This is a genomic window from Paenibacillus sp. LHD-38 (assembly GCF_031157315.1).
In the GTDB taxonomy this organism is placed as follows: domain Bacteria; phylum Bacillota; class Bacilli; order Paenibacillales; family Paenibacillaceae; genus Pristimantibacillus.
Genome location: NZ_JAVIFU010000001.1, coordinates 320306 through 338118 on the forward strand (window position 1 = coordinate 320306; position 17813 = coordinate 338118).

Annotated in this window: 21 protein-coding genes and 1 other annotated feature; of the genes, 14 read left to right on the plus strand and 7 right to left on the minus strand. The window is 45.6% G+C overall.

Annotation, left to right across the window (positions count from 1 at the left end):
- Window positions 1–117 precede the first annotated feature (117 nt).
- The 8 genes from RCO25_RS01355 to RCO25_RS01390 all read left to right on the plus strand — a co-directional run bounded on the left by RCO25_RS01355 (window position 118) and on the right by RCO25_RS01390 (window position 6526).
- Window positions 118–888 carry a sugar phosphate isomerase/epimerase family protein gene (locus RCO25_RS01355; RefSeq protein ID WP_308994352.1) on the plus strand — a complete coding sequence of 257 codons (771 nt, stop codon included), beginning with the start codon at window positions 118–120 and terminating at the stop codon, window positions 886–888.
- A gap of 31 nt (window positions 889–919) precedes the next feature.
- Window positions 920–1942, plus strand: a complete 1023-nt coding sequence (locus RCO25_RS01360) for a Gfo/Idh/MocA family protein (protein WP_308994353.1) — start codon at window positions 920–922, stop codon at window positions 1940–1942.
- A gap of 209 nt (window positions 1943–2151) precedes the next feature.
- Window positions 2152–2472 (plus strand): PadR family transcriptional regulator, encoded by a 321-nt coding sequence (locus tag RCO25_RS01365; protein WP_308994354.1) that lies wholly within the window; start codon window positions 2152–2154, stop codon window positions 2470–2472.
- Window positions 2469–3026 (plus strand): HAAS signaling domain-containing protein, encoded by a 558-nt coding sequence (locus RCO25_RS01370; RefSeq protein WP_308994355.1) that lies wholly within the window; start codon window positions 2469–2471, stop codon window positions 3024–3026. The genes RCO25_RS01365 and RCO25_RS01370 overlap by 4 nt, the downstream gene beginning before the upstream one ends.
- On the plus strand, window positions 3023–3859 hold the full coding sequence (locus RCO25_RS01375) for a DUF4097 family beta strand repeat-containing protein (RefSeq protein ID WP_308994356.1): 837 nt from the start codon (window positions 3023–3025) through the stop codon (window positions 3857–3859). Before RCO25_RS01370 ends, RCO25_RS01375 begins: the two co-directional genes overlap by 4 nt.
- Before the next feature lie 134 nt (window positions 3860–3993).
- Complete coding sequence (locus tag RCO25_RS01380; RefSeq protein ID WP_308994357.1) at window positions 3994–4680, plus strand: peptidoglycan recognition protein family protein; 687 nt, start codon at window positions 3994–3996, stop codon at window positions 4678–4680.
- 230 nt (window positions 4681–4910) lie between these two features.
- Window positions 4911–5765 (plus strand): CAP domain-containing protein, encoded by an 855-nt coding sequence (locus tag RCO25_RS01385; RefSeq protein WP_308994358.1) that lies wholly within the window; start codon window positions 4911–4913, stop codon window positions 5763–5765.
- A gap of 122 nt (window positions 5766–5887) precedes the next feature.
- Window positions 5888–6526: a 3D domain-containing protein gene (locus tag RCO25_RS01390; protein ID WP_308994359.1), complete on the plus strand. Its 639-nt coding sequence runs from the start codon at window positions 5888–5890 to the stop codon at window positions 6524–6526.
- Window positions 6527–6585: 59 nt separating this feature from the next.
- Here the strand turns inward: RCO25_RS01390 and RCO25_RS01395 are convergent, their stop codons facing one another.
- The gene (locus tag RCO25_RS01395; RefSeq protein ID WP_308994360.1) at window positions 6586–7410 is read right to left on the minus strand and encodes a polysaccharide deacetylase family protein; all 825 of its coding nucleotides are present in this window, start codon (window positions 7408–7410) and stop codon (window positions 6586–6588) included.
- 143 nt (window positions 7411–7553) lie between these two features.
- Between RCO25_RS01395 and RCO25_RS01400 the strand changes: the two genes are divergently transcribed.
- Window positions 7554–8447, plus strand: a complete 894-nt coding sequence (locus RCO25_RS01400; protein WP_308994361.1) for a fumarylacetoacetate hydrolase family protein — start codon at window positions 7554–7556, stop codon at window positions 8445–8447.
- A 79-nt stretch (window positions 8448–8526) separates the two neighbouring features.
- Window positions 8527–9336, plus strand: coding sequence for a (2Fe-2S)-binding protein (locus RCO25_RS01405; RefSeq protein WP_308994362.1), 810 nt, complete (start codon window positions 8527–8529; stop codon window positions 9334–9336).
- A gap of 195 nt (window positions 9337–9531) precedes the next feature.
- Here the strand turns inward: RCO25_RS01405 and RCO25_RS01410 are convergent, their stop codons facing one another.
- Window positions 9532–10794 carry a methyl-accepting chemotaxis protein gene (locus RCO25_RS01410; protein WP_374992042.1) on the minus strand — a complete coding sequence of 421 codons (1263 nt, stop codon included), beginning with the start codon at window positions 10792–10794 and terminating at the stop codon, window positions 9532–9534.
- A 516-nt stretch (window positions 10795–11310) separates the two neighbouring features.
- On the opposite strand from RCO25_RS01410, the gene RCO25_RS01415 reads away from it, so the two are divergent.
- Complete coding sequence (locus tag RCO25_RS01415) at window positions 11311–11715, plus strand: O-methyltransferase (RefSeq protein ID WP_308994364.1); 405 nt, start codon at window positions 11311–11313, stop codon at window positions 11713–11715.
- Between the two features lie 52 nt (window positions 11716–11767).
- On the opposite strand, the gene RCO25_RS01420 is transcribed toward RCO25_RS01415, so the two are convergent.
- Together RCO25_RS01420 and RCO25_RS01425 are read right to left on the minus strand one after the other, a co-directional pair.
- Window positions 11768–12679 carry a TIGR03943 family putative permease subunit gene (locus tag RCO25_RS01420; RefSeq protein WP_308994365.1) on the minus strand — a complete coding sequence of 304 codons (912 nt, stop codon included), beginning with the start codon at window positions 12677–12679 and terminating at the stop codon, window positions 11768–11770.
- Window positions 12676–13695 carry a permease gene (locus RCO25_RS01425; RefSeq protein ID WP_308994366.1) on the minus strand — a complete coding sequence of 340 codons (1020 nt, stop codon included), beginning with the start codon at window positions 13693–13695 and terminating at the stop codon, window positions 12676–12678. The genes RCO25_RS01420 and RCO25_RS01425 overlap by 4 nt, the downstream gene beginning before the upstream one ends.
- 120 nt (window positions 13696–13815) lie before the next feature.
- Window positions 13816–14076 (plus strand) — a binding site (T-box leader).
- A gap of 55 nt (window positions 14077–14131) precedes the next feature.
- Between RCO25_RS01425 and trpS the strand changes: the two genes are divergently transcribed.
- Window positions 14132–15121 carry a tryptophan--tRNA ligase gene (gene trpS, locus RCO25_RS01430; protein ID WP_308994367.1) on the plus strand — a complete coding sequence of 330 codons (990 nt, stop codon included), beginning with the start codon at window positions 14132–14134 and terminating at the stop codon, window positions 15119–15121.
- Window positions 15122–15154: 33 nt separating this feature from the next.
- Here trpS and RCO25_RS01435 read toward each other — a convergent pair whose 3' ends face one another.
- On the minus strand, window positions 15155–15328 hold the full coding sequence (locus tag RCO25_RS01435) for a DUF5325 family protein (protein WP_308994368.1): 174 nt from the start codon (window positions 15326–15328) through the stop codon (window positions 15155–15157).
- 133 nt (window positions 15329–15461) lie between these two features.
- On the opposite strand from RCO25_RS01435, the gene RCO25_RS01440 reads away from it, so the two are divergent.
- Window positions 15462–15674 carry an alpha/beta-type small acid-soluble spore protein gene (locus RCO25_RS01440; protein WP_054023438.1) on the plus strand — a complete coding sequence of 71 codons (213 nt, stop codon included), beginning with the start codon at window positions 15462–15464 and terminating at the stop codon, window positions 15672–15674.
- Window positions 15675–15838: 164 nt separating this feature from the next.
- Here the strand turns inward: RCO25_RS01440 and RCO25_RS01445 are convergent, their stop codons facing one another.
- Window positions 15839–16828: a metal-dependent hydrolase gene (locus tag RCO25_RS01445; RefSeq protein WP_308994369.1), complete on the minus strand. Its 990-nt coding sequence runs from the start codon at window positions 16826–16828 to the stop codon at window positions 15839–15841.
- 61 nt (window positions 16829–16889) lie between these two features.
- Here RCO25_RS01445 and RCO25_RS01450 point away from each other — a divergent pair, with 61 nt between their 5' ends.
- A complete protein-coding gene (locus tag RCO25_RS01450; RefSeq protein WP_308994370.1) occupies window positions 16890–17225 on the plus strand; it encodes a hypothetical protein in 336 nt (111 codons plus the stop codon).
- On the opposite strand, the gene gerQ is transcribed toward RCO25_RS01450, so the two are convergent.
- On the minus strand, window positions 17215–17796 hold the full coding sequence (gene gerQ, locus RCO25_RS01455; protein WP_308994371.1) for a spore coat protein GerQ: 582 nt from the start codon (window positions 17794–17796) through the stop codon (window positions 17215–17217). The genes RCO25_RS01450 and gerQ overlap by 11 nt on opposite strands.
- Between the last annotated feature and the right edge of the window lie 17 nt (window positions 17797–17813).

Below are 17813 nucleotides of genomic sequence, written 5' to 3' on the forward strand. Positions count from 1 at the left end.
TCGCATAAGAAAATGTTAATAAAATAGCTGTTTTTCGTACGTAACTGTCGATATAATGAAAGTCGGAAAACAAAATCAAATACATCAAAATAAGAGATATAAGGGAGCGCGGCTCACATGACACGAATGAATGTTGGTTTGCAGTTGTACACAGTACGGGATGCTACGGCACAGGATTTCGAAGGCACACTTCGTCAGGTTGCGGCAATGGGCTATGAAGGCGTAGAATTTGCAGGCTACGGAGATATTCCGGCCGAAACGATGCGTGATTTGCTTCAAGAGTTGAACTTGAAAGCAATCGGCAGCCACATCGGGTTACAACTTCTTGAAGAGCGCCTTGACGAAGAGATTGCTTATCTTCAAACGATCGGAGCAAAATATGCGATTTGTCCATGGCTCCCGGCGGATGCTCGCGATACCGAAGCTTGGCGCAGCCATCTCGTGAAATTCGAAGAATATGGGAAGCGTTTCCGTGATGCGGGCATTTCATTCGCTTATCATAATCATGAATTTGAATTTGAAGTGGAAATCGACGGACAAATCGTATTTGATGCGATGTATGAGCGTATTGATGCGCAGTACTTGAAGGTTGAAATGGATATCGGCTGGGTGCAATATTCGGGCGTTGATCCTTTGGCTTATATTGCGAAATATGCAGGACGCTTGCCGCTGCTGCATCTGAAGGATTTCCGCGCGGGCGAGAAAGGGCAGCAAATCGATACTGTTGAGCTGGGCCGCGGAGATTTGCCTCTGCTGGATATCATTAATGCTGCTTCGAACGCATCGGTTGAATGGTTGATCGTGGAGCAGGACACATGCGCGAATCCGCCGCTTGAAGCCGTTGCGGAGAGCATGGAATGGATGAAAACAAATTATTTGAACAAATAATCTAATTCAGAATGGGTAGGGGAAAATATCAATGTCAAAAGTACGCGTAGCAGTTATAGGTTGCGGATCCATATCGAAATACCGTCATATCCCGGAATATGCCGCACACGAGAATGTTGAGCTTGTTGCATTCGTAGACCCGATTATCGAACGCGCAGAGCTTTATGCTAACCTTCACGGCGGCAAAGCTTTCGCAGATTATGAAACGATGCTGGCTGAAATTAAGCCGGATGCTGTGAGCGTATGTACGCCAAACGCGCTTCACGCTTCTATGTCCATTACGGCTGCTAATGCGGGCGCTCATGTGTTGGTTGAGAAACCAATGGCTGTTACGGACGAAGAAGCAGAAGAGATGATCGAAGCGGCTAAGAAAAACGGCGTTCATCTGATGGTTGGCCACAACCAACGCTTTATGCCGCCGCATGTGAAGGCGAAGCAAGTTTTGCGATCAGGCATCCTTGGAAAAGTTCTTACATTCCGCACGTCCTTCGGTCACCCAGGACCTGATGGCTGGAGCATTGATGGCGCAGAAAGCTGGTTCTTCCGTAAACCGGAAGCAATCATGGGCGCTATGGGCGATCTAGGCGTTCATAAATCCGATCTTATCCGCTGGATGCTGGATGATGAAGTGTCAGAGGTTGCCGGCTTTGTGGGCACGCTGGACAAAAAAGGCACGGAGGTTGACGATAATGCTTCTTGCTTGCTTCGCATGAAGAGCGGCGCGATCGGCACGCTTGTAGCTAGCTGGACCTACTACAAAGGTGAGGACAACAGCACAATTCTATGGTGCGAGAACGGCGTTATGAAAATCGGTACGCATCCTGACGATCAAGTTATCGTTGAATTGCGTAACGGCACCGTTGAGAAGCATAAAGTCGGCGCGATCTCCACAAATGATAAACAAGAATCAAGCGGCGTTGTTAATGCGTTCTTGGAAAGCATTCTAACGAACACGACTCCTGCCGTTAGCGGAGAAGACGGCCGCGCATCCTTGAAAGTAATTTTGTGCGCATTTGAATCACAAGCGACAGGCAAGTTCATAAGCGTAAACTAAGATAAGGAATACCTCCGATAGACGGCTTAGGCTGTAATGTCGGAGGTATTCTTTTTTGCACACTATCTTGCATTGTAGAATAGTATGTGTTAAATTGTAAAAAAGAGTAAATCACTTCGATGCGCTATTCTATAATGGTGAATAGTAAGTTATGCTTCATATACATTTTTGAAGCGGATCAGCTAAAGTTCACATATGGGGGACAGGAAATGAACATTCAGTTTAAAAAAGGCGTACTCGAAATTTGCGTTTTGGTCTTGGCCACAAGAGGAGACCGTTACGGGTATGAGCTTGCGGTCAAAATATCCGAAAAATTTGAGGTAGCTGTAGGAAGCGTCTATCCCTTGTTAAACAGATTGACACAGGACGGATACTTCTCGACTTATTTGAAGGAGTCGAACGAAGGGCCTCCACGCAAGTATTATCAATTGACGCAGGAAGGTTGGAGCCATATGCGCAGATTGATTGCCGAATGGGAAAGTTTCACTCAAGCCGTAAATGAAATTGTAGAGGAAGGTCTGAAACCATGACGACAAGAGATCAATATATGTTAGAGCTTGAAAGTATGCTTAAAGTAATTCCGGAGCCTCAGCGAAAAGAGTGGTTGTATGATTATTATATTCACTTTCAGCAGGCGGTTGAGAACGGTCAAAGTGAAGATGATGCGGCACGTGAGCTGGGCGACCCAAGAATGATTGCAAATGAGCTGTTGCTCGGATACCGGGTGGTGCAGGCGGAGAAAAATAACAGCTTCGGAAAGCTCTCGAAGGCGGTTTTTGCAACGGTAAGCCTCGGTTTATTCAATATTATATTCATATTAGGCCCTTATCTCGCTCTTGCAGCGGTCATCATCGCTTTATGGGCATCAGCGGTTGCGATCGGTATCGCCGGTATCGGAATCGTGGTCGAAAGCTTATGGAACGGCACGTTCTCCATTCCTCAGGCTCTAACGCTTGGCTTGATCAGCAGCTCGATAACGATTTTGCTAGTCATAGGATTAAAGGCACTTACAACCTCCTTCTATAAAATGACTTTAAAATATTTGAAATTCAATACAAGAATTGTAAAGGGGAATATCAAATGAAGAAACTGGCGGCGGTTGCGCTCATTATGCTTGGAATCGGTGTGCTATGTGCATTCTTTGTTTTCAATAAAAGCGATTTAGTTAAGTTTAAAGGAGATCCGTATTCAGAGGAGAAGACGGTAGATGCCTCAACGATCCGGTCGATTCATGCGGAGACCGATACTTTTAACGTTACTTTTGTACGCGGGACATCAAAGGATATTCAAATCAAGCTTGATGGCAATGTAAACAAAAAATCATTGGACAAAATTATTTTCACAGCCGAAACAAAGGGAGATACGCTTTATATCGAAGGAAATACGAAAAACAGCTTTACTATTGGTATCTCCATCGTTAATTTGAAGATGACAGTCGAACTGCCGGAAAAGCTTTGGAATACCATCGATATCGAAACAGATACAGGTAATATTGTTCTTGATCAGATGGAAGGGAGCAAGCTTCACATTACGGCGGATACAGGTAATCTGAAGGTATCTAATTACAGCTTCGCGGAAATCGATTTCGAAACCGACACGGGCAATGTAACTTTCACAGATGGAGAAGGTATTTTAAAGGGAGAAACGGACACGGGTAATGTGCGTATCGAGACAGCCGAACTGCGGAATGATATTTCGTTGCAATCAGATACGGGCAACATCACGGTTAATGTAGATAAGGAGCCTGCTTCCGCAGCCGTCTATATCCAAAAGGATGTTGGCAGCAGCAAAGTCGAGTGGGAAGGCTTCTCTGATTCCAATGATTCTAAAAGCATCGTGGATGGCAAGATCGGCAGTGGCGATATTAAGATCGATATCAAGTCGGAAGTGGGTAACGTCAAGTTAGGCACGAGATAATAACTAGAGGAATATTCCATGTAAGAAGCAGGCCATATCTGCAAATGGCCTGCTTTTTGCTTTTTTGCCGTTTCGGGTCATCGCTTTTAAGCATAGGATAATAATAATATTTTATCGAAAGGAAGCGATGCTGGATGGCTGTAGAACGCAAAAACTTCCGTAGGTTTACTTATACGGAATATGTTGATTATTTGAAGCCGTTTCACTCAAAGGTAAAGTTCTCGCAGGTACATGTGCATGGGACCTGGAAGCCCACGATTGCGGATTACCGCAGAGCAGCGGATAAAATGAAAATTATCCAAGCAATGTGGCGTTTTCATGCCGTCACTCAAAATTGGGGCGATATCGCCCAGCATGCAACGGTTGATCCTGACGGGTATATATGGGAAGGGAGATCGCTGCTGGAAGCACCAGCCTCTTCTATAGGCTACAACGATGCCGACAAGGACCGTATCCATCCATTCATGTTCGAGATGATCGGGAATTTTGATATTGGGGCTGAGAAGCTTGAGGGTGCTCAGCTTGCGACAGCGGTAAAGCTAACAAGTCATATCGCAACAATGTGGAAGCTGCCAGAATCACAAATTAAGTTCCACCGCGAATTGAGTCCGGCCAAAACATGTCCAGGAAGCTCAGTGAATAAAGCTTCATTCCTAGAGCTTGTTCGCGATTGGAGAGATATCCAAATGAGTCCTGCCGACGCAAACAAAATCATTTCAACTTGGCTGTCGCCTGCTTGGTTTGCCGCTGGTACAAAGGCAGAACGAGACGAAATTCATCGTTTGGCTAATGAGCTGCGCAAAGCCAGCGGTCAGCTATAAACGCTTATTTTTGGTGATGAGTATATTCTCATAAAGCAGTAACAGTGCTGTTTTGCAGGCCATTTTCACGTTAATTCCAGTTTTTGTGTCATGAAACGGCCAAAACCCCATGGTAAGATAAGTGGCGTCGGGAAGAACGAAACGCAAACAAAACGAATGCGCTGCTTCATAAAGCATCAGCGTATATCGCTTTTGTATAAAAAAACTTATCTTATTAGGAGGAATTATTCATGAAGATGCAACCAATACGTGTAGGTGTCGCTAGTATAATCGCAGCAACCGTAATCGGCGCAGGATTTACAGCTCCAACTGCAGGTGCAGCACCGGCTGTGAAAACATACTCCAACTGTCCAATGATTACTACGATTAGTCAAGATACAATCAAGCAGATTGCAGATAGATACGGAGTAGATATTAACCAGCTGCTGGGCGGCACAATCAAATGGCCAACGACAGGCAGCGGTACAGTTACAAAGCCGAGCACGGGTACAGGAACTGGTACAGTAACGAAGCCTAGCACGGGTACAGGTACTGGTACAGTAACGAAGCCGAGCACAGGTACAGGAACTGGTACAGTAACGAAACCGAGCACGGGTACAGGCACTGGTACAGTAACAAAGCCGAGCACAGGTACTGGCAGCGGTACAGTAACGAAACCTAGCACAGGTACAGGCACTACAACTAACCCAGGAACAGGAACAACTACTGGAGGTAGCTTGAGCGCATTTCAATCCCAAGTCATCGATTTAGTCAACCAAGAACGTGCGAAAGCTGGACTATCGGCAGTTAAAAATGATGCTTTGCTTACGAAAGTAGCTACGGAAAAAGCAAGAGATATGGATGTTAATAATTACTTCAGCCACACATCGCCGACATACGGCTCTCCATTTGATATGATGCGTTCTTACGGCGTAACTTATTCTTATGCAGGAGAAAACATTGCTTCCGGCCAAAAGACTCCGCAAGAGGTTATGACGGCTTGGATGAACAGTTCAGGTCACAGAGCCAACATCTTGAGCCAAAACTTTACTAAAATCGGTGTCGGTTATGTAAATGGCGAATGGGTACAAATGTTTATCGGCTAGTTTGTCCCGTTTAATATTGGACAAGAGGACCACATGTTAAGGGCGCCCAGCGCCCTTAACGATATTTATAATAACGCTATCGAAGTTGTGAAACTTCGGAAGCGCACAGGAGGATTTACCGCATGTTTAAAAAACGTACTTTAGCAGCAGCAGTAATTGGGTTATCCGTTATGATGGCGGCAGGAACGGTAGATGCAGCTTCAAAAACACATACGACGATTGACAATGATACATTCTGGAAGCTTTCTAAGCAATATAAGGTCCCTTTGGATGCACTGATGGAAGCGAATCCAAAAGTTAATCCTCTCAATTTATCGATAGGCTTGAAGCTGAACATTCCAACCACGGAAGCGGCTGCGGCAAAGAAGACAATGACAATGAAAGCATCCGTTGACGATTCCTCTAAGACGGTTACTGCGATAAATGGTAAAGAATACGCTTACTCCAAATCGTTTTCCGTAAAAGCTACAGCCTATACGGCAGCTGCATCGGAAAACGGCAAATGGGGAGCAGTTGATTATTTTGGCGATAAGCTTAAGGTTGGCACGATTGCGGTTGACCCTAAGATAATTCCTCTCGGCACGAAGCTTTATGTGACGGGCTACGACTATAACGGGCTGCCTCAAGGAGGCATGGTTGCAACAGCTACGGATACCGGCGGTTCGATCAAAGGTAAACGCATCGATATTTTCGTTCCTGGGGTAACGAGCCAAGCGAGATCATTTGGTTTCCAAAACGTAAAAGTGTTTATTCTTAAATAAGCAGAAAAAGTAATAACGGCAATTCCCTCCTAGGAGCGAATTGCCGTTTTTTTTTGTTATTAGCGAGCCGCCGGCTGACCTAACAGCTCAGGCAAGGTGACGAGCTCGTAACCTTTGCCGTGCAGCAGCCTAATAAGATTTGGCAATGCATTTACCGTTCCGTATAAATTTTGGCCCACACCGCCTCCGGCATGCTGGAGAATAATCGAGCCTGGCTGAAGCGTTTTTTTTATGTTTTTCAAAATCAAGGCGCTGCTAGGATTGTCTTTCCAATCGACGGAATCAACATCCCAATTCACGATGGAAAAGCCGGCCTGCTTGCTCCACTTCACCTGCTGGGGCAGCAGTTCGCCGTAGGGCGGGCGGATGAAGTGAGGAGAGTAGCCAATTAAATTTGTAATAATGGCATCAGTACGCCAAATTTGCTTTTGATAGTTCGTTAACGTAAGCGTGGATAATACAGCATGGTCGTAGGAGTGGTTGCCGATGATATGTCCTTCGTTATGTATCCGTTTCACAATCGCTGGATAATGGGATGCACGGTTTCCAACGATGAAGAAGGTTGCGCAAACATCATGCTGGGCTAAGATATCCAATATCATCGGCGTGTATTTCGGATCAGGGGCATCATCGAAGGTAAGCGCAATCCGCTTCGAATGACGCGGGCCGTTTAATAAAAAGGTACTCGGAAATTGCTGGTGAAGCTTTACCCATGACATGGAGGCAGCTCGGCGCTTCTTTTTTTCCTTATCGGGCGCGAATTGCCCTGCTTGCTTTCCGCTGACAGATGCGGCATACGCGTCAGCCGAAATTCCAAGCAGTAAAATACTGAGCAAAGCTAGACCTGCAGCAGCCAGCCATTTTTGATGCTGTTTTTTTCGCATACCTTATCAGTCCGTCCCCATGATTGAGAATAAATAGCTGTGCCGCTATTTTACCCAAGAACCTTTCTTTCATGCACTTTACAAGGAAAAATAGGAAGCTTAAGATGAATATAGAATGTTCGTTATACAGGAGGAGAATGATTATGAAGCTGCTGCAGTTTAAACTCTCGGATGATGTATTGCTTGGGATGAAGACGGAAGAAGGTGTTATCGATATTGCAGCCGCATCACAGGCAATAGGAATGGCTGCGCCTAGGTCAATGGAAGCTGCTCTCTTAGGCGGCGAGGCTGTAAGAGCACAATTGGAAGCGCTTAGAGATGCTGTGCAAAAAGAAGCAAACCCTGCCTACTTGATGGCGGAGTCGAGCCTGACGTATGCGCCGGTCGTTTCCAATCCGCAAAAAATTATTTGCGTAGGCTTGAATTACCGAAAGCATGCGGAGGAAACGAAAGCGGAAATTCCATCCTCACCGATTCTGTTTAACAAGTTTGCCAATGCTCTAAGCGCACATGGTGATAATGTCGAGCTTCCTCTTACAAGCGATGAGGTAGATTACGAAGCAGAGCTAGCCATTATTATTGGTAAAACAGCCAAAAATGTTGAAGAAACCGAGGCGCTTGACTATGTTTTTGGTTATAGCTGCGCAAATGATCTATCCGCACGCAATCTACAGCGTCGTACTTCGCAATGGATGCTTGGGAAAAGCTGCGACGGTTTCGCGCCGATCGGACCGTATCTTGTGACTGCCGACGAAGTGGTTAATCCGGATGAGCTAACGATTTCCTGCAGCGTGAATGGGGTACAGAAGCAGAATTCCAATACAGCTGATATGATTTTCTCATGCAGCGCCATTATCAGCTATATATCCAAACATATGACGCTTGTGCCCGGGGATGTTATTTTAACGGGAACGCCTGAAGGTGTCGTCATTGGTTATCCCAAGGATCAACGGGCATATCTGAAGTCAGGCGATGTAGTGACCGTTAATATCGAGCAGCTGGGAGAGCTTACGATCAAGATGGCTAAATGTAATTGATAATCATTATCGCATACGGTATAATAATTTTAATGCCAAATTATTGTACATGTATGGGGATGAGAGGACGATTGCATCGATGAATGAAGCAATGCTGGAGCTGCTGGAGAGTAATTTTGATCTGACGGTAAAAAAACGGGATGATCTCTTATTCAGCTGTCCCGCAACGGATCTGCTGGATGAGGATAAAATGAAGCAGCTATTGGAGATCTATACTCCTTTAGTAAAAGGAAATGATCCTTCTGTAGGAGAAGCCTATACGGCGGGATGGTTTCGCGGACCGATGCTAGGTTTGATTTATATGCTCTCAGCATGGAACAAGACCTTGGACTTATCATTAGATAATATTACGGTTCAAATTTATACGGCTGACTATAACGGATATAAATATACGGCAACTAATTTTTATTTGAATCAAACGGATCTCATAGCTGCACCTGAGCAGGAACATGAACATGCGGCTTGGACGAAGGACAGAATCAGCGGTTTTTTTGAGCATACGGTACTGCCGATTTTTGAATCCATTGCCAAGGTAGGCACATTACAGGTAGGCATGCTCTGGGGACAGCTTCCAACCTCGCTCGCTTACGGCTATGACCGACTGATGGATATGGATGTGAGCGAGCAGGTAAAGCAGCAGGCGCACAACAATTTTGAGCTTGTGAAGTCGCTTGAGGCTTCGGTTTTTGCACGAAACAAAAATCCGCTTAATGTAAAGTTCCGTATGACTGAAGCGATGGATAATCCAGATAAGCAGGTTCGCCTGAAATCATCCTGTTGTTTATATTATCACGTAGACGGCGGTTATTATTGCTATACCTGTCCGAGAATCAAAGAAAGTGAACGCGAGGAGCGCCGGCAAGAGTATAGAGCTAAGCAGCAAGCCTAATGGTGCCAGTCGAATTAAAAAGACCGTAATCAACCCGCGATAAGAGGGCTTGATTACGGTCTTTTTTCAATATATAAGAATTTATAAGTTTTCACTTATAAATGTGCTTATATATCACCGCGAAACGTCAGCTTTTGCCACAGAGGACGGCGACAGCCGTTAACGCTTGTATACGCTTAATTCGTGAAGCGAAATTTATTTCATTTTGAAAACACTAATCGTTCGGAGGAGCTGGCCTGCCATCGTGCGCATGCGTTCGGTTTCTTCCACAACCGCCTGCACGGACGCGATCTGTTCGTTCATGGAAGCAGAAACCTGTTCGGTGCCTGCAGCGGATTGCTGCGTAATCGCAGAAATGTTCTGGATCGCACCGGATATTTTCCGGGCGCTCTCAAGCATCGCATCGCTTTCCTGCGAGAATACAAAAATTTTGTCCGTAATAAATTGTACGCTTTGAACGATTTCTGAGAATACGAGTTCCGATTCCTTGATATGCTCGGTTTGCAGCTTAACGACCTCTTCGTTCGTTTTCATGTTGCTGATGGTATGCTTGATGCCCTCATCAATGCTCTTCACCAGCTGGAATACTTGTTTGGTTGAAGCGCTGGATTCCTCCGCGAGCTTGCGGACTTCTTGGGCGACAACAGCAAAGCCTCGGCCATGCTCGCCTGCTCTTGCTGCCTCGATCGAAGCGTTCAAGGAAAGCAAATTGGTTTGTTCAGCTAAATCAGAAATGGTCGTCGTAATGGCACTGATCCCCTTCGCTTTGCTTGCGAGATCTTCGATCGTAGCCGATACCTTTTCCGTGGCTTCCACGTTGCGGCGCATACCTTCGGCTTGTACATCCAGAGCCTTCATGCCTTTGTCTACGAGCTGCAGCGTCTGTTCTGAGCGTGTGTTCATCTCTTTCGTAGAGGAAGCATAGTCGGACACTTTCTCTTCGATTTCAGTGATTGACTCGCTCATATCCGATACATCTTCGGAAATTTCATTTGCCCCGGTCGCAAGCTCGTTAGCGGAGGCTGCAACCTGCTGCATAGCGATTTGGATATTATTGTTTTTATCAAAGATGCTGTGACTCGTATCGGACACGTGACGGATAATGTTTGTTGTTTCCGTCAAGATGTCGCGAAGCTTATCAATCATGCTGTTGAAGGAATGTCCCAGCTCCCCTAAAGCGGAAGAGGAATTAGTGTCGATTTTTTGGGTGAAATCACCTTTGGAAATTCGAAGTGCGGTTCCTTTGATTTCATCGAAAGAATTGTTGATCGATTTCTCAATAAAGGAAACAAGCGGAAACGTAGCGATTGCCATAATGATTGTGACGATAATGCCTGTAAGAAGCGAGCCGCCAGATATCGATAAAACGAGAAGCGTAATGAGGGCGAACACTGCTAAATTCAGATAGGAAGTGATCATCAGCTTATTGCGTACGGAAAGCGAATAGTACCATTGGATCATTATGTAAGCGCTCCTTTTATTAGATTATCCATATTATAGCACCACCCGCGAAATTGGTCTATAATTGTCGATTTGCAAAATATATAAATATTTAGTGCCCGCAAGCGCCTTTTCGGAAAATACCAAATACGTTTTCGGTGTAACGCAAATTAGAAAATGATACCATTAGCGGTAATCGTAATTAGTTATTCGATTTACTGTTATTTATTAATGATGGTTCAAATATCCTAAATACCGATTATAAATTTGGGAAAAGCAGGTGGAGCCAGGCGATAGAACTAATAAAGCGGATATCTTAGTCCAAAAGATTCATTTCATATTTGTGCATTAATGATTATCTTATTTAAATATGTAAAAAATAAGCATTAAAAATTATTTATTGGTCGAAAATAATCGAAATTTTAAAAATAATGTTGAATAATATATTGTAAATGATAGAAATGAACTATATAATATGCGTTGAGACCTATATGGAAACTCATGCCTAATAAATCATAAAGGAGGATAATTTGTATGCAAACGGATTCGACATCACTCGCTCGTCAAGTAGAATTTGTATTTCGCCAGCTTGAAGGTGAACTGACTAACGCTACTGCCGGTACGGTATTAATTCATGTAAGAAATAATGCGGTAGGAAAGTTCGGGGTTAGACATCATCCCATTGAAAGCAAAAACGGAAAGTTTGAGAGTGGGGATAAAGGCCTTACAGCGGTTCAAGTCCAAGCCTTTAAACAAATGGCAATTGAGTCGCTGAAGTACAGGAAGGAATGGTCGCATGGCGAAATTTTGTACGATTTCTCTGTACGGACAAGCTCCAACACTTGGTCAGCCAGCATCCTTTTTGAGTCCAATTACAATATGGCTAATTGGAATTCACGTTATTATCCGAAAAGAAATGATTTATGGGATTCACAATAAACAGACACAGCGAACAAGAAAAAGAGCTGACGACCGCCGTCAGCTCTTTGCTTTATAGACCAAAATCGAGATCAGGATACACGTAAGGCGATTCCGGTGTCTTTATTCTCTCCAGTTTAACGGCATCCAATAGGATAATTTCGTTATTCATATAGGTTGAGGTAGTCAAGGTGCCTTTTACGGTTACCCATTCGTCATCCGCATACTCGCTCGCTTTTGGCCAATTAATCATTAGTCCGTAAGGCAGAGCGTCCGCTGAACAGCAGCTCATCGCGAATCTGCTGACTGCAAAACGTTCCTTGCCCATATCCTCTTCGCGGTAAACAAAGCCGGTTATTTCAATTTCCTTTCCCATGAACGCTTCCCGAAAGAGATCGAGCGTCGTTAAGGTCTCGATAAATTGCTTTTCCGGTATGCTGATAAGCGGCTGGGCATAAAGCTTTTTCCCATAAGCGGCATGTGCTTCTGTATATTCATCCGCTGGAAACAGCTTGTCTATGTCGTCGCCGGCGCCGTTGCTGCCCTGTGCTGCATGGGGAGTATTCACTGTCGCGTTTTTGACATCCGGTGCCGGCGTGTTGTTAGATAGGGTCCGCTCGAAGCCGGCGCTGCCGGAGAGGCTCATCCCTTTTTTTGCGGCAAGCGCACTGCCGAGCGTCCCGGTAGGAACGAGGAAGCCGAGCAGCAGCGGAAGTATGAACAAGCCATAAATGATGATGTTTTTGAAAATGGAAGGCGAGGGCTCATGTTCGCAATCGCAGCTTGGCGTTTGATTGTCCATCCGCTTTTGAAGCGCGGCATACACTTGATAGATTGCAGCCGCATAAAGCCCGAGCGCTGACAGCTTGACGTAAAGCTCCATTCTTGGCGCGATGTAAAGCATCATTTCGCCTGTACGGTCCAAATAGACAATAAACATGGCGAAGCCGGTTAAGATGGCTGCCCGTATCAAATGATGAGTCATAATAATACCTCCGTTATCCAAGCGCCGATGAAGGTTAGCGCCGCGGTTAAAGCAATCAGAATAAATACGAATTTAACGCGGAAGGTGCTTAAGAGCATCAACGTATTTTTAAGATCAATCATGGGACCGAATACAAGGAAAGCCAGCAGCGGTCCAAAGTCAAACATACCGCTGAATGAGGACGCGATGAACGCATCTGAGGTCGAGCAAATCGATAGAATAAAAGCAAAGCCCATCATGAATACGTATGAAAAAATAGGTTGATCAGCAAATGCCGCAAGGGTGCTGCGATCAATTGCGGTTTGGATAATAGCGGTTAATAAGGCGCCGAAAATCAAATATTTTCCCATTTCAAAAAATTCGTCTGACGCATGGGATAGGATCGAGGCGACTCGGCCCCTGAACCCGCTGCCGCTTGCTCCGTGGTCATGGCTGTGGGAATGGCCATGATGGGCCATTTGTGCCGCTTGCGTTGTCTTAAGCGGACTGTTTTTCATAAATTTATAAAGCAGCAAGCCGACAATGACTGCGATGACGAAGGCTAGTCCCATTCGAGAATAAGCCATTTCAGGTTTTGTGCGGAAAGCTGTGAAAGTAGAGGCATAAACAATTGGATTTACGATAGGACCAGCGAGCAAATACACAATCCCGATGTAGGCAGGCATGCCTTTGCGTATTAATCGGCGGACGACAGGAATCATGCCGCATTCGCATAAAGGAAACAAGATACCAAGCAGCGCACCGAATAGAACGCCGGCTACCGGATTTTTGGGCGTGAATTTTTGGATCAGCTCGTCCGTCACAAATACTTGCAGCAGGGCTGAGAATAATACGCCAAGGAGAATGAATGGAAAAGCTTCTAATATAATGCTTATAAATAATATTTTGAAGGATTGCAGGTTTGCGGCGTTGAAAATATTTGTCGGCAATTCTCGATTAGTAACGATAAGGGCAAGCATTATTAAGCATCCTACCCCAAGCAGCGGGGTCCCGAAGCGAAAAACGAACTTTAGCATAGACCAGTATCCTTTCTTTTTGTAAGGATTACGAATATCAGTATAGCCTATGCAAAAAATGGTAACAATAGGACAACTATTTCGCCGCTTGACTTTACAGTTTTCACAGGTATAATCGTGATAAATGCAATGATGGGAAAAAGTAAGCTCGATTGATTTGCGTGCAGAGAGCCGGTGGTCGCTGTGAACCGGTGCAAGCATCGATGCTGAATGGGCCCCGGAGCCTACAAAAGGAAACTGGCGGCATTCGCAGCCGAAGATGTTTGTACGGTAGCTCCCCGTTATGGAGCAATAAGGCTTATGGGTTTATCATGCGCTTTGTTTTACAGAAAAGCGTACCATAAGCGAATTAGGGTGGCACCACGGTCCCTCGTCCCTTGCGGCGGGGGATTTTTTGCGTTTTTTTAAGATCATATCAGAAAGAGGTTGAAGCATAATGAAAAAAGTTCTCTCGGGCATACAGCCAAGCGGCCAGCTTACGCTTGGTAACTATATTGGCGCAATGCAAAATTTCGTGAAGCTGCAGCATACGGAAGAATGTTTCTTTATGGTTGTTGATTTGCATGCGATTTCCGTTCCTCAAGACCCGGCTGCACTTCGGGAACAAACAGAAGCGGTAGCCGCTTTGTTTATCGCAGCCGGCATTGATCCACTCAAAGCCAATGTATTCGTCCAATCCCATGTCCGCGCGCATGCGGAACTTGGATGGTTGTTTACGACACTGGCGAACATGGGTGAGCTGGAAAGAATGACGCAATTCAAAGATAAATCTGCCGGCAAGGATTCGGTCGGCGCGGGTTTATTCGTTTATCCTACGCTAATGGCTGCGGACATACTGGTATACAATGCTGATCTTGTACCGGTTGGTGACGATCAGAAGCAGCATTTGGAGCTTACACGTGATTTGGCTCATCGCTTCAATACGAGGTTCGGCAAATACTTTACGATTCCGGAGCCTTATATTCCTAAGGTAGGTGCCCGGGTAATGTCGCTGGACGATGCCAGCAAAAAGATGAGCAAAAGCAATCCGAATGCAGGCAGCTTTATCGCATTGCTTGATCCGCCTGATGTCATTCGCAAGAAAATTAGCAGGGCGACGACGGATTCTGGCCGCGAAGTGAAGTTTGATCCCGCGAATAAGCCGGAAGTCAGCAATCTAATGAGCATTTACTCTCATTGCGCGAATATGAGTATCGAAGAGATTGAAGCTCGTTACGAGGGGCAGGGATATGGACCTTTCAAGAAGGAACTCGCTGAGCATGTCGTATCCGTTATCGAACCGCTCCAGGCCAGATACAATGAAATTCGGAGTTCGGGTGAAATCCATCAGATATTGAAGCAAGGCGCTGAGCGTGCTTCTGTTATTGCAGACCGCACGCTAGCAGATGTAAAGGAGCTTATGGGCTTTCTTCCTCCTCGCGGATAGAGATTAAAACGGCAACAGGGCTGACGCCACGCGTCAGCCCTGTTTTTTGCGCAAACGAGCTTTAACGATAAACCCGGCTCCGATGGTAAAGAGGCTCAATAATCCAAATAATAATACGAGCCAACCACTATAGCTGATTGAGACGGCCATAGCGCTCATAAATACGATAGCAACGACGGAAAAGAACAAAGAAAGCGGCTTGGACATGGTGTTTTCTCTCCTTAACAAATCATCAATATATTTTTTTGAATTTTAGAATAGTTTCTTTGAAGCAGCACATAATAAGTTTGCAAGCTTGCAACACACATCAAAGTGCAGAGGACGAAAGGAGAAATACATTATGGCAGGAAGCAGAAATCAACTTGTTGTACCACAAGCAACTGCAGCATTACAGCAAATGAAACTTGAGGCAGCACAAGAGCTGGGCGTGCAAATTCCTCAGGATGGATACTACGGTAATGTTTCGACGCGTGATGCAGGCTCCCTAGGTGGTTATATCACTAAAAAGCTAGTCCAAATTGCTGAACAACAGCTTTCTGGCGGCTCCCGATAATCGCTTCTTATACACAATGGTGAATGAAGCCCAAGGCTTGCCTTGGGCTTTTTAGTTAGGTTAGTCATCATTTTATCACAGCAGGAATGATGATGGACTGAACTTTTTTAACAAAAAAAAGAAAGCCCCCTTTATCATGCGGCAAGGGCTTTCCAACGTCAATATTAATAAGTATCCATACGCAGTCTTTTCATTAAGCGCTCATCGCTGAGCCAGCCCACATAAGAGCCGATCGTCTCATCGTTTTTGTTCATGAGCAGTACGCCAACAAAAGGATACTGCTTGCGATGACGGTATCTTACATCGCACCATCTGACCTCGTACCCCCAATGATGCTCCCTGACATCTGCGCAAGCAAAGCTGGTGAAATATAAAAACGAGCGGATCGCCGGATCGTTTTTGGATTTGGCGACGGAGGGATGGTCGGAGCACTGCACCCGATCCAGCCATTTTAATTTGCTATTGCGCAGGTTGCCAATGACGAAGCCGCCATTTTTAGCTTGCTTGACCACATTCCATATCGAAAGCGAAATCGTTGGGATCGCAATATACACATCGCCCTCTTCGTATTCAGAATCGAGGGTTTTCATCTTTTGTACCGTGCTTCTCGCCGTTATTGTCCTCCATACGAAGTATACGGCTAGAAACAGATACATAAGAGGAAAGATAAATGCTGGATTTACGAAACCGCCGGCCCACAGTAAAATAGCAATGACATGCGTTGTGAAAATAATGGGATCAAAGATGTGGATGATGTTCCAGGAGATCCACTTGTCTGTGAAGGGCCGCATGGCCTGTGTGCCGTAGGTGTTGAACAGGTCGGTGAAAACATGAACGCATACGGCGAGCAGCACCCAGCTTCCAATATGCAGCCATGGCAGGTTGCCGCCGTAAAATAATTGAAGGATGACGGTAATCAGCACCGTCCAAATGGCGATCGCCGGCAAAGAATGAGAAATGCCGCGATGGTTCCGAATATATACCGCGTTACCCTTTAAACGAAGCAGACTGTCTAAGTCGGGTGCTAGCGATCCGGCTACCGTGCCAAACAATACAGCGGTTTGAATGGATTGATCTGCTGCAACTAAGGGATCGATGGCTGCTGCCAGTCCGGCGAGCCCGATACCCATGACGAGATGTGTGCCTGTGTCCATGTCGAGTCCTCCCAAGGTAAATGAATAGGTGTAGTATCGACGGACAGGGGGAACTTTATCAATGTATGCAAAAGGAGACTTGAGGCAAATGTACCTTTGTTTTGCGGAATACCGTATTTTACCGGAATGGCGTGAGCATTATCTGACGACTACGAAGGAACTTCTGCTGCAGGATCATGAGGTCTATTTATATGAAGGAACAGATCAGGAAAATCTTTTCGTTGAGGTTTGGCAAGCGTCCTCGCTCGAGCAGGCCGAGCAAATCAAAAAAGAACGCTGCAGCGAGCGCTCTTCTTGGTTTCAACTATCGGATTGGATCGCGGGCGGGCCGGCTAAATTGCATGTATGGACATTTAAGCCGGCACATTCACGCGGTGGCAGCTCGATTAACGGCTAGAATTAACCGTTCCTAAGGTAGCCATGCCGAGCGGTGTAGAAGAGGTCACGACGTTTCCGTTAAATGGATATTCGTAAGCGATAGGCTCGTCGAAGGTCACATAATCGAGATTAAGCGTCAAAAGTAAGTAACGCATACCCGTCGTCGGATCGCTTATTACGATATGGTCGCGACCGGCAGCCTCGATAATTCCTTTGAAAATTTTGGCGTTCCACTCGCGGTTGTTTTCGTAAGTCATATAGAAGGTTGCCATTTTACCGCGGTTTAGACGCAAAATGTTTTCTACATAGGATTCCTCAATTGCAGGAAGAGTAACGATGTTGCCGCCGGCAGGGGTAACGAAGGCTCCGCTTGGTACAGCTGGCGGCATTTGCTGCATTTGAGCAGACTGTACTTGCATCCCGGCAGGAAACGTAGTTGGCTGCCCCATTGGCATGCCGGCAGGAAGCGTAGTCGGCTGCTGCCCGCCCATTGGATATGGATAGCTGCCATATCCGCCGTAACCGTAGCCATGATGTGGCCCTACATTTGCGGGACTTACCTGAGTTTTGTAGCCGTAACCGTTAGACATCTTGAAATTCCTCGCTT